Annotated in this window: 26 protein-coding genes; 12 read left to right on the forward strand and 14 right to left on the reverse strand. The window is 61.9% G+C overall.

Features of this window, described 5'->3' with window-relative positions; genetic code table 11:
- Positions 1–115: 115 nt before the first annotated feature.
- Genes V7Z56_RS03750 through V7Z56_RS03765 form a run of 4 tightly spaced genes read left to right on the forward strand, consistent with a single transcriptional unit; the run spans position 116 to position 3,916 of the window.
- A complete protein-coding gene (locus tag V7Z56_RS03750; protein WP_334128015.1) occupies positions 116–1,066 on the forward strand; it encodes an ABC transporter permease in 951 nt (316 codons plus the stop codon).
- The gene (locus V7Z56_RS03755; protein WP_334128016.1) at positions 1,063–1,914 is read left to right on the forward strand and encodes an ABC transporter permease; all 852 of its coding nucleotides are present in this window, start codon (positions 1,063–1,065) and stop codon (positions 1,912–1,914) included. The genes V7Z56_RS03750 and V7Z56_RS03755 overlap by 4 nt, the downstream gene beginning before the upstream one ends.
- Positions 1,914–2,909 (forward strand): ABC transporter ATP-binding protein, encoded by a 996-nt coding sequence (locus tag V7Z56_RS03760; RefSeq protein ID WP_334128017.1) that lies wholly within the window; start codon positions 1,914–1,916, stop codon positions 2,907–2,909. Before V7Z56_RS03755 ends, V7Z56_RS03760 begins: the two co-directional genes overlap by 1 nt.
- On the forward strand, positions 2,906–3,916 hold the full coding sequence (locus V7Z56_RS03765) for an ABC transporter ATP-binding protein (protein WP_334128018.1): 1,011 nt from the start codon (positions 2,906–2,908) through the stop codon (positions 3,914–3,916). Before V7Z56_RS03760 ends, V7Z56_RS03765 begins: the two co-directional genes overlap by 4 nt.
- A gap of 7 nt (positions 3,917–3,923) precedes the next feature.
- On the opposite strand, the gene V7Z56_RS03770 is transcribed toward V7Z56_RS03765, so the two are convergent.
- Both V7Z56_RS03770 and msrB read right to left on the reverse strand, forming a co-directional pair.
- On the reverse strand, positions 3,924–4,409 hold the full coding sequence (locus V7Z56_RS03770; protein WP_334128019.1) for a cupin domain-containing protein: 486 nt from the start codon (positions 4,407–4,409) through the stop codon (positions 3,924–3,926).
- 14 nt (positions 4,410–4,423) lie between these two features.
- Positions 4,424–4,831: a peptide-methionine (R)-S-oxide reductase MsrB gene (gene msrB / locus V7Z56_RS03775; RefSeq protein WP_334128020.1), complete on the reverse strand. Its 408-nt coding sequence runs from the start codon at positions 4,829–4,831 to the stop codon at positions 4,424–4,426.
- 140 nt (positions 4,832–4,971) lie between these two features.
- Here msrB and V7Z56_RS03780 point away from each other — a divergent pair, with 140 nt between their 5' ends.
- Positions 4,972–5,352 (forward strand): DUF2794 domain-containing protein, encoded by a 381-nt coding sequence (locus tag V7Z56_RS03780; RefSeq protein ID WP_334128021.1) that lies wholly within the window; start codon positions 4,972–4,974, stop codon positions 5,350–5,352.
- A gap of 7 nt (positions 5,353–5,359) precedes the next feature.
- On the opposite strand, the gene V7Z56_RS03785 is transcribed toward V7Z56_RS03780, so the two are convergent.
- From V7Z56_RS03785 to V7Z56_RS03800, 4 genes are all read right to left on the reverse strand, one after another.
- On the reverse strand, positions 5,360–5,866 hold the full coding sequence (locus tag V7Z56_RS03785; protein WP_334128022.1) for an Mpo1 family 2-hydroxy fatty acid dioxygenase: 507 nt from the start codon (positions 5,864–5,866) through the stop codon (positions 5,360–5,362).
- Between the two features lie 37 nt (positions 5,867–5,903).
- On the reverse strand, positions 5,904–7,217 hold the full coding sequence (locus V7Z56_RS03790; RefSeq protein ID WP_334128023.1) for a tetratricopeptide repeat protein: 1,314 nt from the start codon (positions 7,215–7,217) through the stop codon (positions 5,904–5,906).
- A 3-nt stretch (positions 7,218–7,220) separates the two neighbouring features.
- Positions 7,221–8,699: a M81 family metallopeptidase gene (locus V7Z56_RS03795; RefSeq protein ID WP_334128024.1), complete on the reverse strand. Its 1,479-nt coding sequence runs from the start codon at positions 8,697–8,699 to the stop codon at positions 7,221–7,223.
- A 125-nt stretch (positions 8,700–8,824) separates the two neighbouring features.
- Positions 8,825–9,532, reverse strand: coding sequence for a Bax inhibitor-1/YccA family protein (locus tag V7Z56_RS03800; protein WP_334128025.1), 708 nt, complete (start codon positions 9,530–9,532; stop codon positions 8,825–8,827).
- Between the two features lie 355 nt (positions 9,533–9,887).
- Here V7Z56_RS03800 and V7Z56_RS03805 point away from each other — a divergent pair, with 355 nt between their 5' ends.
- Positions 9,888–10,115 carry a hypothetical protein gene (locus V7Z56_RS03805; protein ID WP_334128026.1) on the forward strand — a complete coding sequence of 76 codons (228 nt, stop codon included), beginning with the start codon at positions 9,888–9,890 and terminating at the stop codon, positions 10,113–10,115.
- Between the two features lie 75 nt (positions 10,116–10,190).
- Here V7Z56_RS03805 and V7Z56_RS03810 read toward each other — a convergent pair whose 3' ends face one another.
- Together V7Z56_RS03810 and V7Z56_RS03815 are read right to left on the reverse strand one after the other, a co-directional pair.
- The gene (locus V7Z56_RS03810) at positions 10,191–12,737 is read right to left on the reverse strand and encodes an ABC transporter permease (RefSeq protein ID WP_334128027.1); all 2,547 of its coding nucleotides are present in this window, start codon (positions 12,735–12,737) and stop codon (positions 10,191–10,193) included.
- Positions 12,730–13,452, reverse strand: coding sequence for an ABC transporter ATP-binding protein (locus V7Z56_RS03815; protein ID WP_443023742.1), 723 nt, complete (start codon positions 13,450–13,452; stop codon positions 12,730–12,732). Before V7Z56_RS03815 ends, V7Z56_RS03810 begins: the two co-directional genes overlap by 8 nt.
- Before the next feature lie 42 nt (positions 13,453–13,494).
- On the opposite strand from V7Z56_RS03815, the gene V7Z56_RS03820 reads away from it, so the two are divergent.
- Positions 13,495–14,133, forward strand: coding sequence for an arylesterase (locus V7Z56_RS03820; protein WP_334128029.1), 639 nt, complete (start codon positions 13,495–13,497; stop codon positions 14,131–14,133).
- Between the two features lie 11 nt (positions 14,134–14,144).
- Positions 14,145–14,693 carry an RNA 2',3'-cyclic phosphodiesterase gene (gene thpR, locus V7Z56_RS03825; RefSeq protein WP_334128030.1) on the forward strand — a complete coding sequence of 183 codons (549 nt, stop codon included), beginning with the start codon at positions 14,145–14,147 and terminating at the stop codon, positions 14,691–14,693.
- Here thpR and V7Z56_RS03830 read toward each other — a convergent pair.
- Positions 14,659–15,276, reverse strand: a complete 618-nt coding sequence (locus V7Z56_RS03830; RefSeq protein ID WP_334128031.1) for a class I SAM-dependent methyltransferase — start codon at positions 15,274–15,276, stop codon at positions 14,659–14,661. The two genes, thpR and V7Z56_RS03830, sit on opposite strands and share 35 nt — an antisense overlap.
- Positions 15,277–15,286: 10 nt before the next feature.
- Positions 15,287–16,174: a hypothetical protein gene (locus tag V7Z56_RS03835; protein WP_334128032.1), complete on the reverse strand. Its 888-nt coding sequence runs from the start codon at positions 16,172–16,174 to the stop codon at positions 15,287–15,289.
- An 82-nt stretch (positions 16,175–16,256) separates the two neighbouring features.
- Between V7Z56_RS03835 and V7Z56_RS03840 the strand changes: the two genes are divergently transcribed.
- Positions 16,257–16,553: a 4a-hydroxytetrahydrobiopterin dehydratase gene (locus V7Z56_RS03840; RefSeq protein ID WP_334128033.1), complete on the forward strand. Its 297-nt coding sequence runs from the start codon at positions 16,257–16,259 to the stop codon at positions 16,551–16,553.
- Between the two features lie 6 nt (positions 16,554–16,559).
- Here the strand turns inward: V7Z56_RS03840 and V7Z56_RS03845 are convergent, their stop codons facing one another.
- Positions 16,560–17,321 carry a 3-hydroxyacyl-CoA dehydrogenase gene (locus tag V7Z56_RS03845; RefSeq protein WP_334128034.1) on the reverse strand — a complete coding sequence of 254 codons (762 nt, stop codon included), beginning with the start codon at positions 17,319–17,321 and terminating at the stop codon, positions 16,560–16,562.
- Positions 17,322–17,442: 121 nt separating this feature from the next.
- On the opposite strand from V7Z56_RS03845, the gene V7Z56_RS03850 reads away from it, so the two are divergent.
- The 3 genes from V7Z56_RS03850 to V7Z56_RS03860 all read left to right on the forward strand — a co-directional run bounded on the left by V7Z56_RS03850 (position 17,443) and on the right by V7Z56_RS03860 (position 19,350).
- Complete coding sequence (locus V7Z56_RS03850; RefSeq protein ID WP_334128035.1) at positions 17,443–17,835, forward strand: YkvA family protein; 393 nt, start codon at positions 17,443–17,445, stop codon at positions 17,833–17,835.
- A gap of 135 nt (positions 17,836–17,970) precedes the next feature.
- Positions 17,971–18,678 carry a CoA transferase subunit A gene (locus tag V7Z56_RS03855; protein WP_334128036.1) on the forward strand — a complete coding sequence of 236 codons (708 nt, stop codon included), beginning with the start codon at positions 17,971–17,973 and terminating at the stop codon, positions 18,676–18,678.
- Between the two features lie 27 nt (positions 18,679–18,705).
- Positions 18,706–19,350 (forward strand): CoA transferase subunit B, encoded by a 645-nt coding sequence (locus V7Z56_RS03860; protein WP_334128037.1) that lies wholly within the window; start codon positions 18,706–18,708, stop codon positions 19,348–19,350.
- Positions 19,351–19,421: 71 nt separating this feature from the next.
- Here V7Z56_RS03860 and V7Z56_RS03865 read toward each other — a convergent pair whose 3' ends face one another.
- The 3 genes from V7Z56_RS03865 to V7Z56_RS03875 form a co-directional block, all read right to left on the reverse strand.
- On the reverse strand, positions 19,422–20,372 hold the full coding sequence (locus V7Z56_RS03865) for a DMT family transporter (protein ID WP_334128038.1): 951 nt from the start codon (positions 20,370–20,372) through the stop codon (positions 19,422–19,424).
- Positions 20,373–20,447: 75 nt separating this feature from the next.
- Complete coding sequence (locus V7Z56_RS03870) at positions 20,448–21,686, reverse strand: class I SAM-dependent methyltransferase (RefSeq protein WP_334128039.1); 1,239 nt, start codon at positions 21,684–21,686, stop codon at positions 20,448–20,450.
- Between the two features lie 6 nt (positions 21,687–21,692).
- Complete coding sequence (locus V7Z56_RS03875; protein WP_334128040.1) at positions 21,693–22,673, reverse strand: NADPH:quinone oxidoreductase family protein; 981 nt, start codon at positions 22,671–22,673, stop codon at positions 21,693–21,695.
- Between the last annotated feature and the right edge of the window lie 23 nt (positions 22,674–22,696).

A 22,696-nucleotide genomic window follows, 5' to 3' on the forward strand; every position in this document is an offset into this window, starting at 1 on the left:
GCGGCACCCGCAGGCCGATACGTGATTGACCCTTCATAAAACTGACGATACCTTTCTGGCGGACAGGTAAATCAACCCGCGATGCGCGTCATGATGAGGGTGCGTAAAGAACCATATGAGTGTTTTTATAGCCAAACGTGTTATGACGCTGATTGCGACCCTGATCGGCGCTTCCATCGTTATTTTCATCGTCATGGAAATTCTGCCCGGAGACCCGGCGCTGGTTATCCTTGGCGTCGATGCCTCGCCCGAGGCGGTGCAGGCACTGACCACCCAGCTTGGCCTCGACCGCCCGCCCGTTGAGCGCTACTGGGCCTGGATATCGGGCCTGCTGCAGGGCGAGCTTGGCAACAGCTACGCCTATAAGGTGCCCGTCTGGGAGCTGATCGAAGGCGCGCTTCTCGTCACCGTGCCGCTTGCCTTCCTCGCCATCACCCTCAGCATCATTCTCGCGCTGGTAATTGGCCTTTACGCCGCCGCCAACCATAACAAACTGGGCGACGTCACGCTGATGGGGATCAGCCAGCTTGGCATCTCGGTGCCGAATTTCTGGCTGGCGATCCTCCTGATCATCCTGTTTGCGATCGAGCTCCGCTGGCTGCCCTCGGGCGGCTTTCCGGGCTGGAGCGAGGGCATCTGGCCGAATATCCGGGCGATGATCCTGCCCTCCGTCGCGCTTGCGACCGTGGTCGGCGCCATCCTCGCCAGAATCACCCGCTCCTCGGTGCTGGAAGTCTTTCGCGAGGATTATGTCCGCACCGCCCGCGCCAAGGGACTCAGCCAGCGCGCGACGCTGTGGCGGCATGTCCTTCGCAACGCCCTCATCCCGGTGATGACCATCACCGGCATCCAGTTCGCCGCGCTGCTGACCGGCACGGTAGTGGTGGAAAACGTCTTCCGCCTGCCCGGGCTTGGCACGCTCGTCCTCAAGGCGATCAACAACCGCGATACGATCGTGGTGGAAAATGTGGTGCTGCTGCTCGCCGCCATGATCATTATCGTCAATTTCGTTGTCGATGTCCTCTATGCCGTCATTGATCCAAGATTGAAGGCACATGACATATGAGTGATTCCCGTTTCAAGTCGTTTCTTCGGCGCTGCCGGAAAAGCCGCAGCTTTGTGGTTGGCGGCCTGCTGACCGCCTTTCTGTTGCTGAACGCGCTCATCTCGCTGTTCTGGACGCCGGGATCGGCCTATGACATCGTCATCGCCAACCGCTTCCTGCCGCCGTCCTCGCAGCATTGGCTCGGCACCGACCAGTTCGGCCGCGACATCGTCTCGATGCTGATGACGGGGACGCAGAATTCCATCATCGTCGCCCTCGTCGCGGTCTCGATGGGGCTTTTCGCCGGTGTCAGCCTCGGCCTCCTTGCCTCCGCCCGGCGCGGCTGGACGGAAGAGCTGATCATGCGCCTCTCGGATTTCTCCTTTGCCTTTCCGGCGATCCTCTCGGCGATCATGCTGACGGCGATTTTCGGCCCGGGCGGCGTCAATTCGATCATCGCCATCGGCATTTACAACATTCCCGTTTTTGCCCGCCTGACGCGCGGCTCGGCCAACGCCATCTGGGCGCGCGAATTCGTCATGGCGGCGCGCGCCGCCGGCAAGGGGCGGCTTCGCATCACCTTTGAGCATATTTTGCCGAATATCCTTTCGATCATCATCGTGCAGGCGACCATCCTTTTCGCCATCGCAATCCTCGCCGAGGCTGCGCTCTCCTATCTCGGGCTCGGCACGCAGCCACCGGAACCCTCATGGGGGCGGATGCTGAACGAGGCGCAGAAGCTGATGTTCCTGAAACCGATGCTCGCCGTCTATCCCGGCCTTGCCATCGCCATTGCGGTGTTCGGCCTCAACCTGCTCGGCGATGGCCTGCGCGACGTTCTGGATCCGCGCCTTTCGAGGAAACGCTGATGAGCCTTTTGCATGTCAAGGATCTGAGCATCATCCTCTCGACCAATGACGGGCCGGCGCGGGCGGTGCGTCACCTCAGCTTCAAGCTCGGCAAGGGCGAGACGCTCGGCATCGTCGGCGAGAGCGGCTGCGGCAAGTCGATGACGGCGCTTGCGCTGATGGGCCTGCTGCCGGAGATGAGCCGGACGGAGGGGCAGATCCTGCTGGATGGCGAGGACCTCCTGCAGAAGACGGAGGCCGAGATGTGCCGCGTCCGCGGCAACCGCCTCGCCATGATCTTCCAGGAGCCGATGACCTCGCTGAACCCGGTGCATACCATCGGCCGGCAGATCATGGAGCCGCTGAAGCTGCATCTTGGCATGTCGGATGCGGATGCGCGGGCCGAGACGCTGCGCCTTCTCGATCGCGTCGGCATCCCCAATCCGGAGCGGCGCATCGACGCCTATCCGCACCAGCTTTCGGGCGGCCAGCGCCAGCGCGTGATGATTGCCATCGCGCTCTCCTGCAAGCCCGATATCCTGATCGCCGACGAGCCGACGACCGCGCTCGATGTGACCATTCAGGACCAGATCCTCGAGCTTATCCAGACCCTCGTGCAGGAGGAGGGGATGGCGCTCATCCTCATCTCCCACGATCTTGGCGTGATCTCGGAGAATACCGACAACATCCTTGTCATGTATGGCGGCGCAGCCGTCGAGATGGGCCGCACGGAGCGGATTTTCGATGAGCTGGTGCATCCCTATACGCAGGGGCTGTTCGCCGCCATGCCGAAGCTCGGCCGCGCCCGGAGCGCGCGCCTTGTCACCATTCCCGGCACCGTGCCCGATCTGATCAACCTGCCGGTCGGCTGCACCTTTACCGACCGCTGCCCGCTTGCGACCGAGCTCTGCCGCGACGTGCCGCCGCCGCCGGTGGAAGTTGAAGCGGGGCATATGGTCGCCTGTCACCACCGCGAGGAAGCACGGCGGCGCAAGACCGAGGAGCTTTTTTCATGAGCGATGAGAGCCGCGACATTCCGGTGCTGGAGGTGCACGACCTGGTGCGCCACTACCGCCTGCCGCGCGAGAGCCTGATGCGCGAGCCGGGCTTCGTTTATGCGCTGAACGGCGTGTCGTTTGAAATATACAAGGGCAAGAGCTTCGGCATCGTCGGCGAGAGCGGCTGCGGAAAATCGACGCTGGCGCGCAATGTCATGGCGCTCGAGGAGACCAATTCAGGCTCGGTCAAAATTCTCGGCAAGGAGGTTGTCGGCCTCGGCTTCGACCGTCTCCGCCCGCTCCGCCGGCATTTCCAGATGGTGTTTCAGGACCCTTACGGCTCGCTCGATCCGCATCACAATATCGGCCGCATCGTCGCCGAGCCGCTGGCCGCGCTCGGGCGTCTCTCGAAAAAGGAGAAGGAGGAGCGGGTCCGCGACGTGCTGGTCTCGGTCGGGCTGAAGCCGCATGACGTGGACAAATACCCGCATGAGTTTTCCGGCGGGCAGCGCCAGCGCATCGCCATCGCCCGCGCGCTCATCACCCACCCGGAGCTGATCGTCGCCGACGAGCCGGTCTCGGCGCTCGATGTCTCGGTGCAGGCGCAGGTGCTCAACCTGATGAAGGACCTGCAGCAGAAGTGGGGCGTCACCTATATGTTCATCAGCCACGACCTCGCCGTTGTCGAATATCTCTGCGACGAGGTGGCGGTGATGTATCTTGGCGAGATCGTCGAGCGCGGCCGGACGGAGGATATGTTCAAAAGCCCGGCGCATCCCTATACGCGCATCCTGCTCGATGCCGTCCCCAAGCCCGGGCGCGGCAAGAAGCGCGACCGCATCAAACTCGCCGGCAACGTCACCGGCCAGACGGAGCGGCGCATCGGCTGCCCGTTCCAGGACCGCTGCCCGATGGTGCAGAGCGTCTGCCGCGAGATCAAGCCGCCGCTCGCGCCGGTTGGCGATGCGCATATCGCGGCCTGCCACTTCTCGGCCGAGGTGATGGCGAAGGCGCCGCCGGTCTGACGCGGCCCTAGTAGGGCCGGCCGTCTTTATGCGTGAACTGCCACTGCCCGTCCGGCCCGAGAACGGCCTTCAGATCATCCGCGGGGTAGCTTCCCGCATCGCCCGGGCTGCGATCGCCAATCTCGAGATAGACCACATCCGCGTCCGTGCGGTTGACGAGCTGATGCGCCGCGCCCCCGGCCGGGAAGCCCGCGCAGTCGCCGGGCTGCATCAGCGCCTCGCCGCTGTCGGTCACCAGCGTCGGCGTCCCCTCAAGGATATAGATGAACTCATCCTGCTTTGTATGGCGGTGCAGGAGCGCGGATTCGCCGCCGGGCGCAAGGCGCGTGAGGTTGACGCCGAAATTCCTGAGCCCGAAGAGATCGCCGAGCGGATGCTTCACCCGCCGCCCCATGCGACTGAAAAAGGGCTCGGGATAGTTCGAGGGTTTCACGCGCGGCGGCGCATCCACGGCCCGGATGGTGAGCGGCGGCGCATTGCTGTCCGTTGTCATGGGTAACCTCTCGCTCAGGAGCCGGAAGGTTTTTTGCGAAAATCGAGCGAGGCCGAATTCAGGCAGTACCGCAAGCCCGTCGGCTCCGGCCCGTCGGGAAAAACATGGCCAAGATGCGCATCGCACTTCTTGCAGACCGCTTCGATCCGCTGCATGAAATGGCTGTTGTCCTCCACTTCGCCGATCTTGTCGGGATCGATCGGCTCCCAGAAGCTCGGCCAGCCGGAGCCCGATTCATACTTCGTCTCGGAGGAGAAAAGCGGCTCGCCGCAGCAGACGCAGTGATAGGTTCCGGTTTCCTTGTTATGGTAGTAGCGGCCGGTGAACGGGCGCTCGGTGCCTTTCCTGCGGGTGATCGCATATTCCTCGGGCGAGAGCTGCGCCCGCCATTCCGCGTCGGTTTTCGTGATTTTTTTACTCATCTCTTAATCCTTTTCCGCGCCCCGCGAGCCGGCAGCGGCCGGCCCTTCCTAAACATAAGTCGGGCCGGTGATTTTCTCAATACTTGACGAAAATAGCCGGGTGACCGACAATGACCTCAAGGGTATTGCGGGAGAATGTCTTGAACGAAGTTGTCAGCTTCGACGATCACTACCTGGCCCGGTCCACCAATCGGAGCGGACCGGGGGCGCAACAACCGAATATCTTTTTCAACCGGACGGAACTCGGCCAGATCCTGCAGGTCTATGGCCGCATGGTCGCTACGGCGGAATGGCGCGACTATGCCATTGGCGAAACGAAAAACGCCTGCATCTTCGCCATCTTTCATCGCACGACCGACCGGCCGCTTTTTCGTATCTATAAGGAGCCGCGCCTTGCCGCCAAGCAGGGCGCCTATGCGGTCCTCGCCCAGAACGGCCGCGTGCTGAAGCGCGGCAAAAGCCTCGCGCAGGTGCTGAAAGTCTTTGAGGCGCGCCGCTTCCAGACGGTGGAAGCGGATTGACCGGCGCTTAGACCGGCAGGCCGAGTTTGCGGTAGATAAAGCTCATCAGCCACGCCGGCCCGATCAGCAGGAACTGCACATCCTTGAAAAAGGACGGCTTTTTCCCTTCGATCTTGTGACCGATAAACTGGAAAATCCACGCAATCACAAAAACGCCGATGGCAAACTGCCAGAGCGGCAGGCCGAAGAGCGGCGCCGCGAGATAGGCCTCGATCAGCGCGAAGCAGAGCAGCGTGAACAGCACCATGCCGATGGCGAGCGGCCAGGAGAGCGCGAAATAATAGATGACGGTGAGGAGAAGCGCGAGCGTCGCCCAGTTGAGATAGGGCACCGCCGCGAAGGCGTCCGGCACCGGCGCGGCCCAGAGCAGCGCGACGATGGTCCAGAAGATGGCCGGCACGGCAATCCAGTGGATCAGCTTGTTGGTCGCGTTCCGGTGGCTCTCGCCATATTCGGCGAGCAGCGCGTGAATGCGGCGATTATCTCCCTTTTCGGCGATACCGGATCTCATCATGGCTCCCTCCCCTTGCCGCCGATCGAATGAAGCGGCGCTAGCGGCGCACGCCCGCCCGGGCCAGCAGCCGGGCATCCATCGGCACATTGTGACGGAATTTGGCGCGCGCTTCAAGCACGGGGCGCGCCCGCTCCTGCTCGCCCGCCTCGATCAGGCTGGTCAGCCAGGCAAGCTCGAAAAGGTCGCGCTGCGCATGGCTGCCGCCGATCTCCTGATAGCGCGGCCGGGCGCCGTCGAGATGGCGAAGCGCGGCGCGGTGATCGCCCTCCGCGATGGCGATAAAGCCGCGCGTCGCGGGCAGCGCCACATCGGCCCAGGCGCCGCGCACCACGTCCGGCGCCTCGCGCGCCATGCGCTCAAGGCCCGCCATCAACCGCTCAAGCGCCGCCGTCTCGCCGGCGCGGGCGAGCGCATAGCCGTAATGCATGTCATAGAACGGCTGGTCGTTATAAAGCTCCCGCGCCGCCACATGCGCGCCGATATCCAGCCAGCGGTCCCCGACATCGACGCCGAGCTGTTCCAGCCGCCAGAGCAGCGAAATGGCGTTCACCTGATCGAGGCTGTAGCCCTTCTCGACGCCCCAGACGCGGGTGTCATAAAGCATGAGCGGCGTCTCAAAATCCTCCAGTTCCAGATGAAAGAGCGCCTGATGCCACCAGTTGTGGGTATACATGAAGCTGTTGCGATCTTCCCATTCGCTGGCAAGATCGCGCATCCAGCGGATGCCCTCCTCATGCCGCCCGGTTGTCAGCATGACATGGGCGACGGCGTGATGCGCCCAGGGCTCCTTCCGCTGCATCTCGGTCGCGCGCCGGCCATCCTCCTCGGCGAGGTCCAGCAGGCTCGACTGCTCGCGCGCGAAGGCCCGCATCCCGTAGGCATAGGCAACGTCGCGATGCTCGCCGATCACGCTATCGGCAATCCAGAGGAGCGTCGCGTCATCGCCGATGTTGAAAAAGACATTCTGCGCGAGCTTCGCCGCAAAGAGATCGCGCGGGAAGCTCTCGACATGACGGCGAAGTGTCGCCATCAGCCGTTTCAGCTCCCCGTCATGCAGGTCGCGGACGATGGCGACGAAGGATTGCTCGCGCGCCGTCGCGCCTTTTTGCGCATCCATCATCCGGGCGTAATATTTCGCCGCGATCCGCCGCCCTTCCGAGTTTTCAAAAAAGACGCCGAGCAGGCAGGCATAGGCCGCGGCGATAGGGGACGCCGGTTCCGCATCGGAGGCCTCAAAGATATCGAGGAAATCCGTTCCGAACCCGATGAAGCTCTCCATAAAGCGGTTGATCACCGCCAGCGTGTGATCGGAGCTGCTGCTCACCGGGTTGCCGAACATATCCTCGCGCATTTTCTACGCCTCGTTCAGGAGATCGAGCGGATAAATCGGGCGGCGCACTTTCTCGTAGCGCAGCAGGCGATTATCCGACGTGGTGACGCCCTTGCCATCCAGCGTCAGCGTCGCCTTGCCAATGGGCGCGAAGCCGGCGCGGTAATGGATACGGCTCTTCAGGATAAGATAGCGTTTATATTCGGGCTGGATACCCACCGAGCGGAAAACGCCGGTATCCCACGGCTCATGGTGGTTGGAGACGATGACAATCTCCATATTCCCGGTATCGAGCACGGCGGTCGGGCCCATAAAGACCTTGACGCCGGTATACATCGGGCCGCGCACGATCCACTCGCCATTGGTCAGCGTCTTGACAACGCCGGTCACGGTAAGTGGCTCGCCGACCTCGCCGATGGAGGGCATGTCCGTCTTGCCGCCAAGCTTCAGGGTGATCTTGTTGCCGATGCCGGCCTTCTGCATCTCCTGCACGGCGGCGGGGTCCCAGACGGCGGCGACGGCGACATCCTCCAGCCCCTGGCGCAGCACTTCGGCGATCACCGTCATCACATCCTGCGTCGCGCCGGAGCCGCAGTTATCGGCATGATCGAGCAGCAGGATCGGCCCGTCGGTCATCGCTTTCGCCTTCGCCACCTGCTCTTCGAGCGGCGTGTGCTGATAGATGAACTCCTCCTTCAGCGTCCAGATTTTGGCGAGGATGCGATCGCGCACCTCATCGGCCTTGGCCTGATCGCCGTTGGTGACGACAATGACGGAGTTGCCGGCATCCTTCATATCGGCAAGGGCGAAACCGCCGAAGGCCGTCGCCGCGATGACACCCGGCTCCTTCTCCGCCTCGCGGCACATGCGGATGAGCGTCGCCATCGGCTCATCATCGGTGCCCTGACGCAGCGTCTGGCTGAGGAGCGGCGCATTGCCCCAGGACATCACCGGCCTGATCTTCCCGGCCATGCTGTCGAGCAGCGCCTGCCCGATCTGCGTGCCGACCTCATACATATCGACATGGGGATAGGTTTTATAGCCGATCAGCACCGTGCAGTTCTCGACCATTTTCGCCGTGAGGTTACAATGCAGATCGAGGGTGACGGCGATCGGGAGATCGGGATCGATGGCGCGGATCTTTTCAAGCAGCGTCCCCTCCCCATCGTCGGTCGCCTCCGAGACCATCGCGCCGTGCAGATCCAGCATCGCCGCATCGACACCTTTTCGCACCTCATCGAGAATGGCGTTCGACATCAGCTCATAGGCCTCGCGCGTGACGGGGCCGGACGGCATCGCCTCGGCGGCGACCGGTGTCACAATCTCGGCGCCGGCCTTGCGGGCGAGATCGACGTAAGCGGCAAAGGGCATACCGGTGCCGTCATAGGCCTTCAGTGCCGCCTCCCCGAGATGCGCCCCCCAATCCTGAAACCGCTTCCAGTCCGCGACAATCGGCGAGAAGGTGTTGGTTTCATGTTTCATCATGGCGATAAGGATACGCATGGAGAAGGCCTCGTCTGATTTTTGTAATGGCTGTTTGTTTGCAAACAAGTTTAGCCATTTCGTTTTTTCAGACAACAAAAAACCCGGCGCGATGGCCGGGTTTTCCGTTTTCTATTCGAAAGCGCTTATTCGCGGTTGCCGAGCAGGCTCAGCAGCATCATGAACAGGTTCAGGAAGTTCAGATACATGGAGACGGCGCCCATAACGGCCCCCTTCTCCAGCACTTCGTCGCTGTAGCCATGATAGAACTCGGACTTGATGCGCTGCGTATCGAAGGCGGTGAGGCCGGTGAAGATCAGCACGCCGAGAACCGAGACCACGAAATGCATCATGCTGGAGGCGAGGAAGATATTCACCACCGACGCGATGATGATACCGATCAGCCCCATGAACAGGAATGCACCGAACCCGGTCAGGTCGCGCTTCGTCACATAGCCATAGAGGCTTGCGGCGCCGAAGGTGGCCGCCGTGATGAAGAAGACCCGGACCACGCTTTCCGCGGTGTAGACCTGGAAGATGTAGGAGATGGAGACACCGAAGGTCGCCACCATGATCCAGTAGAGAAGCTTCGTCGTGCTGGCGCTGGTACGGGACATTGCAAACAGCAGTCCGAGCGGCGCGAGCATGACAACCCACTGCAGCGGCGTACCAAAAACGGCATTGAAAAGAGCCGGCGTGGATGCTGTCAGCGCGGCGGTAATCCCGCTGAGCGCAAGGCCGGAGGCCATGTAGTTATAGACCTTCAGCATATAGCTGCGCAGACCCTCATCGAGGACGGCCTGATCGCGCGCACCAACTCGTGTCGTCTGATACTTGGGATAGTCTGTTGCCATATATATTACCTCTGCGGTGTGACTTTGCCAGTATATCGTATTCATCCGGCAGTATTTCAAGAAACCTCCCGATAAAATAAAGCATTAGCACCAATTAGTAAAGCAAACGCCCGCCCGCCCGAGGATCACGATTTGTTGTACGCCGCGGCCCGGTGGCGGGCTGTCAGTCGGCCCGCGTCAAAATATTTCCTTCATCAGGCCCAATTGGCGGCATGTTGCCGCCACAATAGCCGATCAGATTCATCCTCAGAACGTCAGCGAGCGGATCCCTAAAGGGTCGCCGGGTTTGGCTGTTCGACGGACATGCATCGGTAGGTACTGCCGGACCGTCCAACATAACGAAACGGAGCTTATTATGAAAAAACTCATTATTTCTGCCGCCACTGTAACTTTCCTTGCTGCTGCACCTGCAATGGCGGCGGGCCCTGACTTTACAGCAGTTGATACTGACGGCGACGGGTCGGTCACATATGAAGAGCTTGCCGTTGTCATGCCGGATGTAACAAAGGAGCAGTTCAACTCCGTCGACAGCGATGAAGACGGTGTTCTCTCCAAGGATGAGTATGAAGACGCCGTTGAATAATATTCTGATTTAACGGATCATACACTTCCGAATTGAGGCCGCGCCGGGATCGCCCGCGCGGCCTCTTTTCTTGGGCTATTCCGCGCGGAGCGTCGGCGCGACCTTCTCGCCGAGCGCCCGCCACGAGCCGAGCAGCCCGAAGAGAAGCGTCACAGCAACGCTCACAACGACCGTCGCGAGCACCGTCAGCGGCAGGTTGACCCATGTCGCCTCAAGGATGCGCGTCACCACCATATAGGCGGCGAACCAGCCGGTCGCTGCCGCGATCAGCGAGGTTACGAGGCCAAGCAGCGCATATTCGAGCAGGAAGGTCGCGAAGATATCCCGCCGCGTCGCGCCGAGCACTTTCAGGATGACGGCGTCATAGACGCGCTTGCGATGCCCCGCCGCGAAGGCGCCCGCCAGCACCAGAACCCCCGTCACCAGCGTCACAGAGGAGATAGCGGAGACGGCGAGCGAGAGCTGTTCGAGGATCCGGCTGACCGTCTGCAGCGCCTCTTTCATGCGAATGACGGAGACATTGGCGAAGCTGTCGGTCACGGCGCGGAAAAGCGCGTCCTCCGCCGCGCCGTCGGCGCGGGCGGTCGCAAGATGCGAATGCGGCGCGCCGGTCAGGCTGTGCTGATCGAACACGAGGACGAAATTTATCGACATGCTCGACCAGTCGATCTCGCGCAAATTGGCGATTTTCGCCTCGATCTCGCGGCCCATGACGTTGACGGTGAGGGTATCGCCGATGCCGATATTCATTCCCTTCGCGATCTCGCGGTCCAGGCTGACGAGCGGCGGCCCGGCGTAATCTTCCGGCCACCAGCTTCCCTCGACAACGACCGCGCCTTCGGGCGGCGCGGCCGAATAGGTGATGCCGCGATCCCCGCGGAGCGCCCAGCGCGCCTCCGGCGCCACCTCGACCCGCTCCGCCGGCACGCCCGCAACCGCGACGATGCGTCCGCGCATGTTCGGCACATGGTTGACCTCGCTGACATCGGGGATCGCCTCGGCAAGCGTCACGAAGTCATCGAGCTGGTTCGACTGGATATCGATGAAGAAGAAGGCCGGCGCGCGGTCGGGTAGCTGGTCCTGCACCTGCTCCCTGAGGTTGCCCTCGATCAGCGCGACCGTGACAAAGAGCGTGAGGCCGAGCCCCATCGAGAGGACAACGCTGATCGTCGCCGCGCCGGGGCGATAGAGATTACTGATGGCAAGGCGCAAGGACGGCGCCCGCGGCCGCGGCGCCTTGCGCGCGACGTATCTTATGCCATAGCCGACGAGGATGAGCACGCCGAAGATGCCGATGATCGAAAAGGTGAAGATGAAGGCGAACCACGTCTCGCGCGCCGTCAGGATGGCGAGCGCGACAAGCGCCAGGAAGCAGATCGCCAGCAGCGCGAGATAGAAAGCTTTCGGCTTTTGATGGGCCGCGACGATATCACGAAAGAGCGCCGCCGCCGGCGTCTCCCGCGCCCGGGCGAGCGGCCAAATGGTAAACAGCGTCGCCGTCAGCAGGCCGTAGGCGAGCGCGAGCAGCAGCGGCCCGGGCGTGACGATCAGTTCCGGTGGCACCGGCAGGGAGGAGGAGAGAAACTCCGCCGCCACCGCCGATCCGCCAACACCGAGGATGAGCCCGATGAGCGATCCGGCAAGCGCGAGGAACAACACCTGAAGGTAATGCACGCGGAAAATGAAGCCGCTGCTCGCGCCAAGGCATTTCAGCGTTGCGATCGTGGTGATCTTGCCATCGAGATAGGCGCGCACCGCATTGCCGACGCCAACGCCGCCGACGACCAGCGCCGTCAGCCCGACGAGGGTAAGGAAGAGCGCCACGCGGTCAACAAAGCGCTTGATCCCGGGCGCGCCGTTCGAGGCATCCTGCACGCGCCATCCGGCATCGGGAAAGGCCGTCTTTACGGCGTCATGGAACTCGGCCACCGTCCGCCCGGGATCGAGCGCGATGCGGTAATGATAGCGAAGCAGGCTGCCGGGCTGGACCAGCCCGGTCTTGGCCAGCGCCTCGGTCGAGATGATCGTGCGGGGGCCGAGCGCCATGCCTTGCGAGGCCTTGTCGGGTTCGCTCTCGATCACGCCGCGCACCTCGAAATCCAGATCGCCGATGCGAAGGCGGCTGCCCGTTGCAAGATCGAGCCGGTTCTCAAGGCTGCCCTCGACCAGCACGCCGTAAAGACCGTCCTGCGCCTGCAAAAGCGGCGTCGGCGGCGCGGCGGCGCCCTCATCGCCAAGGCGGAGCGCACCGAACAGCGGATAGGCGTTATCGACAGCTTTGAGTTCGGAGAGCGTGCGGGCATCGTTGTCAAGATTGCGCACCATCGCGCGCAAGGTCTGCACCTCGGCGACCCGGCCTTGCGCCGCCATAAAGGCGCGCTCCTCCGCCGTTGCGGCGCGGTGCGTCAGGCGGATATCGATATCGCCGCCGAGAATGACCTGCCCGTTGGCCTTGAGGCCTTCGGTGATGGAACTCGCGAGCGTGCCGACGCCGGCAATGGCCGCGACGCCAAGGATGAGGCAGGCGAGAAAGATCCGAAATCCCTTCAGATTGCCGCGCAGGTCGCGCCGTGCAAACTTCATGGCGAGCGCGAGCGATTCCGCCCCTTTGTCGTTACGCACCGGCGATCGCCTTTTCCATCGCCGCGCTGTTGGCAACAACCCGCCCGTCCTCGATCCGGATGCGGTGCGTGCAGCGCGCGGCGAGCGCCTCGTCATGGGTGATCAGCACCATCGTAGTCCCCTGCTCGGCCTGCAGGCGGAACATCAGCTCGATGATCAGATCGCCCGTGCGCCCGTCAAGATTGCCCGTCGGTTCATCGGCAAGCAGGATTTTCGGGTTCGTCGAGACCGCCCGCGCCAGCGCGACCCGCTGCTGCTCGCCGCCGGAAAGCTGCGCCGGATAGTGACTTTGCCGATCGCCAAGCCCGACGGACTCAAGCCGCGCCGCCGCCGTCTCGAACGCCGCCTTATCGCCCGCAAGCTCCAGCGGAATGGCGACATTTTCAAGCGCGGTCATGGTCGGGATAAGGTGAAAGGACTGAAAGACGATGCCGATATTGGCGCGGCGAAAGCGCGCGAGGGCGTCCTCATCCATCGTCTCAAGCGCGGCGCCGGCAATGCGGACGGAGCCCTGCGTCGGCCGCTCCAGCCCCGCCATGATCGCCATCAGCGTCGATTTCCCCGACCCCGACGGGCCGACGATGCCAACCGTCTCGCCCGCATGGACCGTCAAATCTATCCCGCGCAGGATATTGACCGGACCCGCATCCGACTTAAGTGTAAGATGAATATCGTGAAGTTCGATGATAGCTGTTCGGGGCACCGGCGGATCCATGTGTAAACGACAATTGTAAAGTCTGGATATGGCAGGTTTGGAATGAAAATCAACGTTTTGGCCGTGATTATTGCGGTTTTCTGCCTGCTGCCCTCCGCGCGGGCGGAGGAGGCGCTGCGCATCGTTGCCATTGGCGACAGCCTGACCGCAGGCTATGGCCTGCCGACGGGCGAGGATTTCGTCACCCGGTTGCAGGCGGCGCTGCAGAAGAAAGGCCTGAACCTGCGCATCGAGAATGCCGGCGTCTCGGGTGATACGAGCGCCGGCGGGCTGCAACGGCTCGACTGGGCGCTCGGGACAGACAGCGTGAGCGCCGTTATCCTCGAGCTTGGCGCCAATGATGCGCTCCGCGGCATCGACCCGGCGGAGACGCGGCGCAATCTCTCGCAGATTATCGAGACCATTCAGGCGAAGGATATTCCGGTCTTTCTCGCCGGGATGCGCGCGCCGCCCAGCATGGGCGCGGAATATACGCGCGCCTTTGATGCGATCTTTCCCGAGCTCGCGGAAAAATACGACACCGGCTTCTATCCCTTCTTCCTTGAAGGCGTCGCCGCCGACCCGGCGCTGAACCAGGAGGATTATATCCATCCCAACGCTAAAGGCGTTGAGGTGATCGTCGAGAATATACTACCCTACGTTACGGAGTTTCTGGCACACAGGGTTGCAACTTCTCGCTAAAGGACACGACCATGCGTCTTTTCGTTGCCATTGATCTGCCGGGGGAGATCAAGGCTGAAATCGCCACTCTTCGGGGTGGCATCCCGGATGCCCGCTGGATCGCGGCGGAAAACGCCCATGTCACGCTCGCCTTCATCGGCGAAGTCCAGGGTCCGATGATGATGGATATTTCGCTGGCGCTCGGAAAAATCCGCTACCCGGCGTTCGATCTCGACATCGAAGGCGTCGGCGTGTTCGGCAACAACAGGCGCCCGCGCCTGCTGTGGGCCGGGGTGCGGCCGACGCCCGAGATCACCTTGCTGCATCAGAAGATCGTCACCGCCATTGAAAGCGTCGGCGCGCGGGTTGACGAGCGGCGGTTCCACCCGCATATCACCCTCGCCCGCGTTCACAAATCGCCTTATGAGAAGGTGCGGCATTTCCTCGTCGATCATGCGCTGTTCAAGGTCAAGACGCTGCCGGTGACGAGTTTTTCGCTCTTTTCAAGCCATCTCTCCTCGTCGGGCTCGATCTACAATGAGGAAGTCAGCTATGACCTGCCGGCGCCGGTAGCTTCATAAAGACGTCATAGCGCGTCGATTTGCCGACTATCTGGTGCGAGGGCGCGGGGAGACCCGGCAGCAGTGCCGCCCGGCGCGGCCATTTCAGCACCACGCGTTTTGACGTACAGGCAAGGGCGACCCGCATCAGCTCGGCGCAGTCGGGATCGCTGCCGACCAGATCGCGAAGCTGCCGCATCTCGGCTTTGACGAGCGCCGATTTGCCGCGCGGCGGGTGCATCGGATCGATCAGCACCGTCTCGGGCTTGAGCGATGGCAAGATCTCCCGCGCATCGCCCAGGATCAATGTCATACGGGCGATGATCTCGCCATGCAGCGGGCTTTCCGCCGCCGCCCGCGCCATCGCCTCGGCAAGCAGCCGGTGCATCGTCTCGTTCCGCTCGATCAGCGTCACCCGCGCGCGGAGGGAGGCGAGCAGAAACGCATCCCGGCCAAGCCCCGCCGTCGCATCCACCACATCCGGCGTGACGCCCTTGCGAAAGCCGAGGGCCTTTGGCAACGCCTGCCCCCGCCCGCCGCCCTGCCGCCGCCGGTAATCGACGGCGCCCGAGATGAAATCGACTTTGAGCGGCGCGTCAGCCATCCTGCCTGCCTTAAAAGCCGAGGCTGGTGCGCCACCAGGTCGGCAGCGCGAAGGACGCCCGGTGCAGCTCGGGGTTATAATGCCGGCCCGTCAGCTCCGCGACCGGGGTGGAATAATCATGCCCGTCGAGGCTGTAGAGGAAGAAGCCGAACTCCGCCGCCGGATAAAGCTGGACGATGGAGCGATAGGCCGCAACATGGGGCAAAAGCCGCTCGCGCTGCATGATGGAGACGAGATTCTGGTCCTTGTCGCCGCACAGCTCCTGCAGGAAATAGGCACGCTCCTTACCGACGAAAATGCTGTCGCTGTCGAGCACAACGCCGGTCGGCTTGACGCAGGCCGAAAAATCCTCGCAGAAAGCACGGGTGAAAACGCTTGAGGACGGGCCGACCGGCTCGCTGAGATCGAGGATGATGAGATCGAATTTGTCGCCGCGGGCGCGCGCTTCGCGCATATAGTCGGCCGCATCGCCGATCACCAACTCGGCGCGCGGATCATCATAGTCGCCATTGATACCGAGATATTCTTTCGACAGCTCAACCACCCGCCGGTCGATCTCCACCATCACGACGCGGGTGACAAAGTCATGGCGCAGCACCTCGCGCAGAATGCCGCCATCGCCGCCGCCGACGATCAGCACCTCCGCCGCCTCGCGCTTGCGGCCGAGCAGCGGCACATGCACGGCCATCTCATGATACATGAACTCATCGGCATGGGATGCCTGTACCAGCCCGTCGAGGGTCAGCACCCGGCCGAACACTTTATGCTCGAAAATCTCGATCTTTTGATACGGGCTCTGCTCGGCATGCAGCAGCTCCATATCCATGGCATGGGTAAAGGCGATGCCTTCCGTCTCTTCATGCCACCAGTTCCGGCTGATCTCGCTGATTTTTGTCATCGGGTCTCTACTCGCTCTGGACTTGCAAAGGGTCTCTCAACATAGTTACGAGGGGTCATAATAGAGTTTCGGGAGAATATCCATGACAGAAAAACTGAGCGCGGAAGAAATTGCTGCGGCGCTCGAGGCGATCGACGGATGGGAGCGCGCCCGGGGGCGTGAGGCGATCACGAAAAGCTTCCGCTTTCGCAGCTTCAATGCGGCCTTCGCCTTTATGACCCGCGTCGCGCTCGAGGCCGAGAAGATGGATCACCATCCCGAATGGTTCAATGTCTACAACCGGGTCGAGGTGACGCTCGCCACCCATGACGCGGGCGGGCTGACCAGAAAGGATTTCACGCTCGCGGCCTTCATGGACAAGGCCGCGAACGCGGCGTGACGCGGCTTACTTCGGCGCCATGCGGATCGCGCCGTCGAGGCGGATGACCTCGCCGTTCAGCATCTGGTTCTCAACGATCTGACGGGCAAGCTGCGCATATTCGGCGGGCTTGCCAAGCCGGCTCGGGAACGGCACCGAGGCGCCGAGCGCCGCCTGCACATTCTCGGGCAGGCTTTTCAGAAGCGGCGTCTCGAAGAGGCCGGGCGCGATCGTGACAACGCGAACGCCAACCGAAGCGAGATCACGCGCGATGGGGAGCGTCATGCCGACGATGCCGCCCTTTGAGGCGGAATAGGCGGCCTGCCCGATCTGCCCGTCGAACGCGGCGACCGAGGCGGTATTGATGCAGACGCCCCGCTCGCCGCTTTCCATCGGCTCATGGCCCGCCATCTCGGCGGCGGCGCGGCGCAGGCAGTTGAAGGTGCCGATCAGATTGACCGAAATCACCTTCTCGAAGGTATCAAGCGGATGCATCCCCTTGCTGGAATAGGTTTTCGCCGCCGGGCCGATGCCGGCGCAGTTGACCAGGATGCGGACCGGGCCATGCGCCTCCCGCGCCTTTGCAAAGGCCGCGTCGAGCGAGGCATCATCGGCCACGTTCGCCGCGCAGGCAACGCCGCCGATCTCGGCCGCTATCGTCGCCGCCTGATCCGCATTCATATCGAGAATGGCGACCTTCGCCCCGGCCGCGGCGAGCATCCGCGCCGTCGCCTCCCCAAGCCCCGAGGCGCCGCCCGTCACAATCGCCGCTTTTCCAGAAATATCCATTATGTTCTCCAGTTTTTTTCAAGGGAATATCCGAATTTCAGCATTTTCTTTATACCGTCGCGGTGAAAATGTGAAGATTGAGCTTCTTGTAATAATCAAAGCGCCGAACCATATTCACCCCATGACGCAAACGCCCGATGATGATCTCTCCGCCTTCGATGCGGATAAGCTGGAAAGCGACAAGCGCCTCGTGATGCGCGAGTTTGCGCACAAGCTCCGCCGCAATGTCGGGCGCATTCCCTTCGCCGAAGATGTGACCTCCAGCTTTTACTGCGCGGTGGACAGCAAAAGCCCGGCGTTCGTCAAGGCGGTGCTGTTCGGCGCGCTTGCCTATTTCATCCTGCCGACCGACGTTATTCCCGATTTCCTTGCCGGCATCGGCTTTGCCGATGATGCGAGCGTCCTTCTCGCGGCGATGAACACGGTGCGCAAACATGTGACTGACGAGCACCGGGAGAAGGCGCGGGTATTCCTCAAAAAAGAAACCGCGGAAGAATCCGTCGCGTCCGACTGACGCTGCCCTTGAGCCATTCAACATCCCTTATTGCACAAACGCGCCAGAAGTCTTAGGAATTGAGATAGAGGGCATTTATTTGCTATATATCCTCAATCGATTCTGATCTCACGCGCTGACAATAAGGAACCCCGAATGAGTGACAGGAAAATCTACCCCGATGCCAAAGCGGCGCTGGAGGGCATTCTGAAGGACAATATGACCCTGATGTCCGGCGGCTTCGGGCTCTGCGGCATCCCCGAAACGCTAATCGAAGCGGTCAAGGAAGCGGGCGTCAAGGGACTGACGGTTATTTCTAACAATGCGGGTGTCGATGGGATCGGTCTTGGCGTGCTGCTGGAGAGCAAGCAGATCAAGACGATGATCTCGTCCTACGTCGGCGAGAACAAGATGTTCGCCGACCAGTTCCTGAAGGGCGAGCTTGAGGTGATCTTCACGCCGCAGGGCACGCTCGCCGAGCAGATTCGCGCCGGCGGCGCCGGCATTCCGGCCTTCTTCACCAAGACCGGCGTCGGCACGCTGGTTGCCGAGGGCAAGGAAGTGCGCAATTTTGACGGCGAGGATTATGTGATGGAGCGCGGCCTTGTCGCCGATGTCTCGCTGGTCCATGCCTATATGGCGGACAAGGAAGGCAACCTCGTCTTCCGCAAGACCGCCCGCAACTTCAATCCGATGATGGCAACCGCCGGCAAGATCACGGTCGCCGAGGTGGAGCATCTGGTCGAGCCCGGGGAGATTGACCCCGATCATATCATCGTGCCCGGCGTCTTTGTGCAGCGGATTGTGCATGTGCCGAACCCGGTCAAGCATATCGAACAGCGCACGACCCGCCCCCGCAACTGATTGCCAAGACAGACAGAGGATAACAATATGGCCTGGACGAGAGAACAAATGGCGCAGCGCGCCGCCCGGGAACTGCAGGATGGATTTTATGTCAATCTTGGCATCGGCATCCCGACGCTGGTCTCCAACTATATCCCCGAGGGGATGGAAATCATGTTTCAGAGCGAGAACGGCATGCTCGGCATGGGCCCCTTCCCCTTCGAGGGCGACGAGGACCCGGACCTCATCAATGCCGGCAAGCAGACGGTGACGGAGCTTCCGACCACCAGCTATTTTTCGAGCGCCGACAGCTTCGGCATGATCCGCGGCGGGCATATCAACCTTTCCATCCTCGGCGCCATGCAGGTTGCCCAGAACGGCGATCTCGCCAACTGGATGATCCCCGGCAAGATGGTCAAGGGCATGGGCGGCGCGATGGATCTCGTCGCCGGTGTGAAGAAGGTGATCGTGGTGATGGAACACACCGCAAAGGGCGAGCCGAAGCTGCTGAAAGCCTGCACCCTGCCGCTGACCGGCAAGGGCGTCATCGATATGGTGATCACCGACATGGCGGTCTTCAAATTCGACAAATCGGGCGCGACGCCGGTGATGAAACTGGTCGAGCTTGCCGACGGCATCACGCTCGATGAGGTGAAGGCGGCGACGGAAGCGGAATTCGAAGTCAGCCTCTGATTTTGCAGATGTAAAAAAAGCTCCGGATGAACGTCCGGAGCTTTTTCTTTTGTGCGCCGCGCGCCCGCCCGTCACGTCGGGCCGATGCGCGTTTCCGCCTTGGTCCTTGCCAAAACTTCCCTCTCCGCCTTGCTTTTCTTCGCCTCGCGGATGGCAATATAGATGGAGGACGCGAAAATCACCGCCGCGCCGATATAGGTGAAGATATCCGGCTGCTGCATGAAGAAGATGAAGCCGATCAGCGCCGAAAAGATCAGGCGGAAGAAATCGAACGGCATCACGACGGTGGCATCGGCGAGCGCGTAGGCCTTGGTGAAGCAAAGATGCCCGAGCGTCGCGAGGAAACCGATCATCAGGATGGCGATGATCTGCTCCGTTGTCGGCATCTCCCAGACGAAAATCGCAGGAATCAGCGACATCGGCAGGATCAGGATCTGCGTCCAGGCGACGATGGCGGCCGGCCGCTCGGTGCGCGAGAGGAGTTTCACCATCATCACCGCGAACGCCATGGTGAGCGCCGAGAAAATCGCCGCATAGGCGCCGAGGCTAAGTTCGGTAAAGCCCGGGCGGAGAATGATCATCGCGCCGGAAAAGCCGACCAGCATGGCAAGCGTGCGGCGGATACCGACCATCTCTTTCAGGACGAAGACGGCGAGAATGGTGCCGAAGATGGGGGCGGTGAAGTTGAGCGCCACCGCATCGGCGAGCGGCAGGACGCTGATCGCGTAGAACCAGCTCACCATCGAGAAAAAGCCGACGAAGCTGCGCAGGCAATAGGCGCCGATCCGCTTGGTTTTCAGAACGCCAAGGCCGTTGCGGAAGAACCACGGCAGGAAATAGAGCAGCCCCGCGAGGTTGCGCAGGAACACGATCTCGAAGGTATGCATTCCCGTATCGGCCATGAAGCGAATCAGCCCCGCCATGGCCGACAGCACAAGACAGGCGATGATCATCAGGATCGCGGCCTGCAACACCGTGGAAATCTTGTAAAAGGGGCTTATCAGGAAACGAATAAAAGCCATGGCACCAACAACAACTATCCGGCTATCGAAAGCGGGAAACTGATTAATGAAAAATGCCGGATGTCGGCCCCCGTATCAGAATTTCCTAAGCCATAGAAGATTGAGTCCGTTCAGCATTTTATAGACAGGCGCGAAACGGGCGCGAAAATTCGGCCAGCTCAAAGAGAATGCCGTCTGAATGTCGCGTAAACGGCGGGTCCCGTCAAGCTGCCTGACGAAATCGGCGCTGCCCTCGGGCACCGCGATCTCGATCGGCTGGCCGTCGAACGGCACGGTGAGCGTCTCCCGCCCGGCAAGCGCGGCCGCGAGCGGCGCGGGATTGCCATCGCGAAGGAAGGGGATCATGTCGGGATCAAACGCGGCCACCCCCGGCGCGGAGCCGCCTATCTTGCGGGTATAGAAGCTGTGCGTCTTGAGCGTGCCGGCGAGATTTTCGGCCAAAGCGGCCCGCGCCTCGGGCGAGAGATTGCGGGCGCGTTTGCGAAGTTCCGGCTCTTTCAGATAAAGCTCCGGCTCATAGCGGACCGGCTCGATAAAGCCGAGCAGCTCCATCTCGGCGGTCGCCAGCAGGTCGAACAACTCCCCGACCAGGTAGCTGCGATCGCGCGGATGCAGCAGCAGGTCATAGAGCGCGGCGTCATCGTCCAGTTTATGATCGCCGAGGACGGGATTGCGTTTCAGCCAGTGGCCGGGCGAAAGATCGCGCAAAAGATGCTTGGCGACCTTCACCTGCTCGCCCGTCGGCGCGTCCCCGGCAAGCATTTTCAGCGCCTCCTGCACCGGGTAGACGCCGGTCCGGCCAAGCGTCGCATAGACCATCAGCCCCATGCCGCCGCCATCCTGAAGCACCGCGGCGAGTGCCGCCAGCCCCGCCTCGGGCTCTTCCAGATGATGCAGCACGCCGCAGCAATCGATATAGTCAAACGGCCCGATGCCCATGCTCGGCAAATCAAGCAGCGAGCCGGACAGAAAGGTGATGTTTTTAAGGCCCCGCGCTTCGGCGCGCGCTTCGGCGATGCGCCGGCTCGCGGCCGAGAGATCGAGATAGGTGACCTGCCCCGCAAGGCCGCGATCGGCGAGCTGCTGCGCCAGCATGATGGCGGCATCGCCCGTGCCGCCGCCCGCAACGAGCGCGGAAAAGGGCGCGGAAAAATCCCGCGCCCCGGCGAAAATATAGTGGTTCAGCTCATCCAGATGGCTCGGGCTGCCGGTGATGAGACGCTTCTTCTCATCCAGGGGATTGCGCGGGGGATAGGGAAAATCCTCATACTGACGCTTGACCAGCCGGTCGCGCCCCCCGCGCCCTCCTTTCATTGCCGGTCAGTCCTTGACCGTGATGATGATCTTGCCCGTGCTCTTGCGCGAAAGCAGCGCCTTCATCGCGTCGGCGCCTTTCTCGAGCGGGAAATGCATCGAGACATGCGGCTTCAGCTTGCCGTCCTTCACCATATCCAGCATCGTCTTGAAGTTGGCGCGGTTCTTTTCGGGGAAGCGGCGGGCGAATTCACCCCAGAAGACGCCGATGACCGAACAGCCCTTGAGCAGCACGAGGTTGGTCTTGAGCTCGGCAATCCGTCCCGAGGCGAAGCCGATCACCAGCAGCCGGCCGTCCCAGTTGATGCAGCGCATCGACTGATCGAAGGCATCGCCGCCAACGGCGTCATAAATGACATCGGCGCCCTTGTCTCCGGTCAGCTCCTTCACGCGGTCGCGGATATTCTCGCGCGAATAGTTGATGACATGATCGGCGCCATATTTGCGCACGATGTCCATTTTCTCGTCCGAGCCGACCGTCCCGATGACGGTGGCGCCCAGCGCCTTGCCAAGCTCGACGGCATTCAGCCCGACCCCGCCCGCGGCGCCATGCACCAGCAGAACCTCGCCCGGCTGCAGCCGGCCGCGGTCGACCAGCGCGTGGTAGGTGGTGCCGTAGGTCACCGGGAAGCCCGCCGCCTCGTCATAGGGCATGTTGTCGGGGATCTTGTAGGTGCCGGCGGCCGGCGCGATGACATATTCGGCAAAACCGCCGACGCCATGGTTGGCCATGACCCGATCGCCAACGGCGAGACCGGTCACCCCTTCGCCGACCTCGGTGATGATGCCGGAACATTCCATGCCCGGCGAGAAGGGAAACGGCGGCTTGAACTGATATTTCCCGGCCACCATCAGCGTATCAGGAAAGTTGAGGCCGACCGAGTGGACCTCGATCTTCACCGTGCCTTTCGTCACCCGAGGCTCAGGCACATCCTCCATCACGAGAACATCCGGATCACCAAATTCTTTACATACCAGTGCTTTCATCATTTTTATCCTGTGATTATTCT

It is taken from the genome of Sneathiella sp., from assembly GCF_036844445.1.
In the GTDB taxonomy this organism is placed as follows: domain Bacteria; phylum Pseudomonadota; class Alphaproteobacteria; order Sneathiellales; family Sneathiellaceae; genus Sneathiella.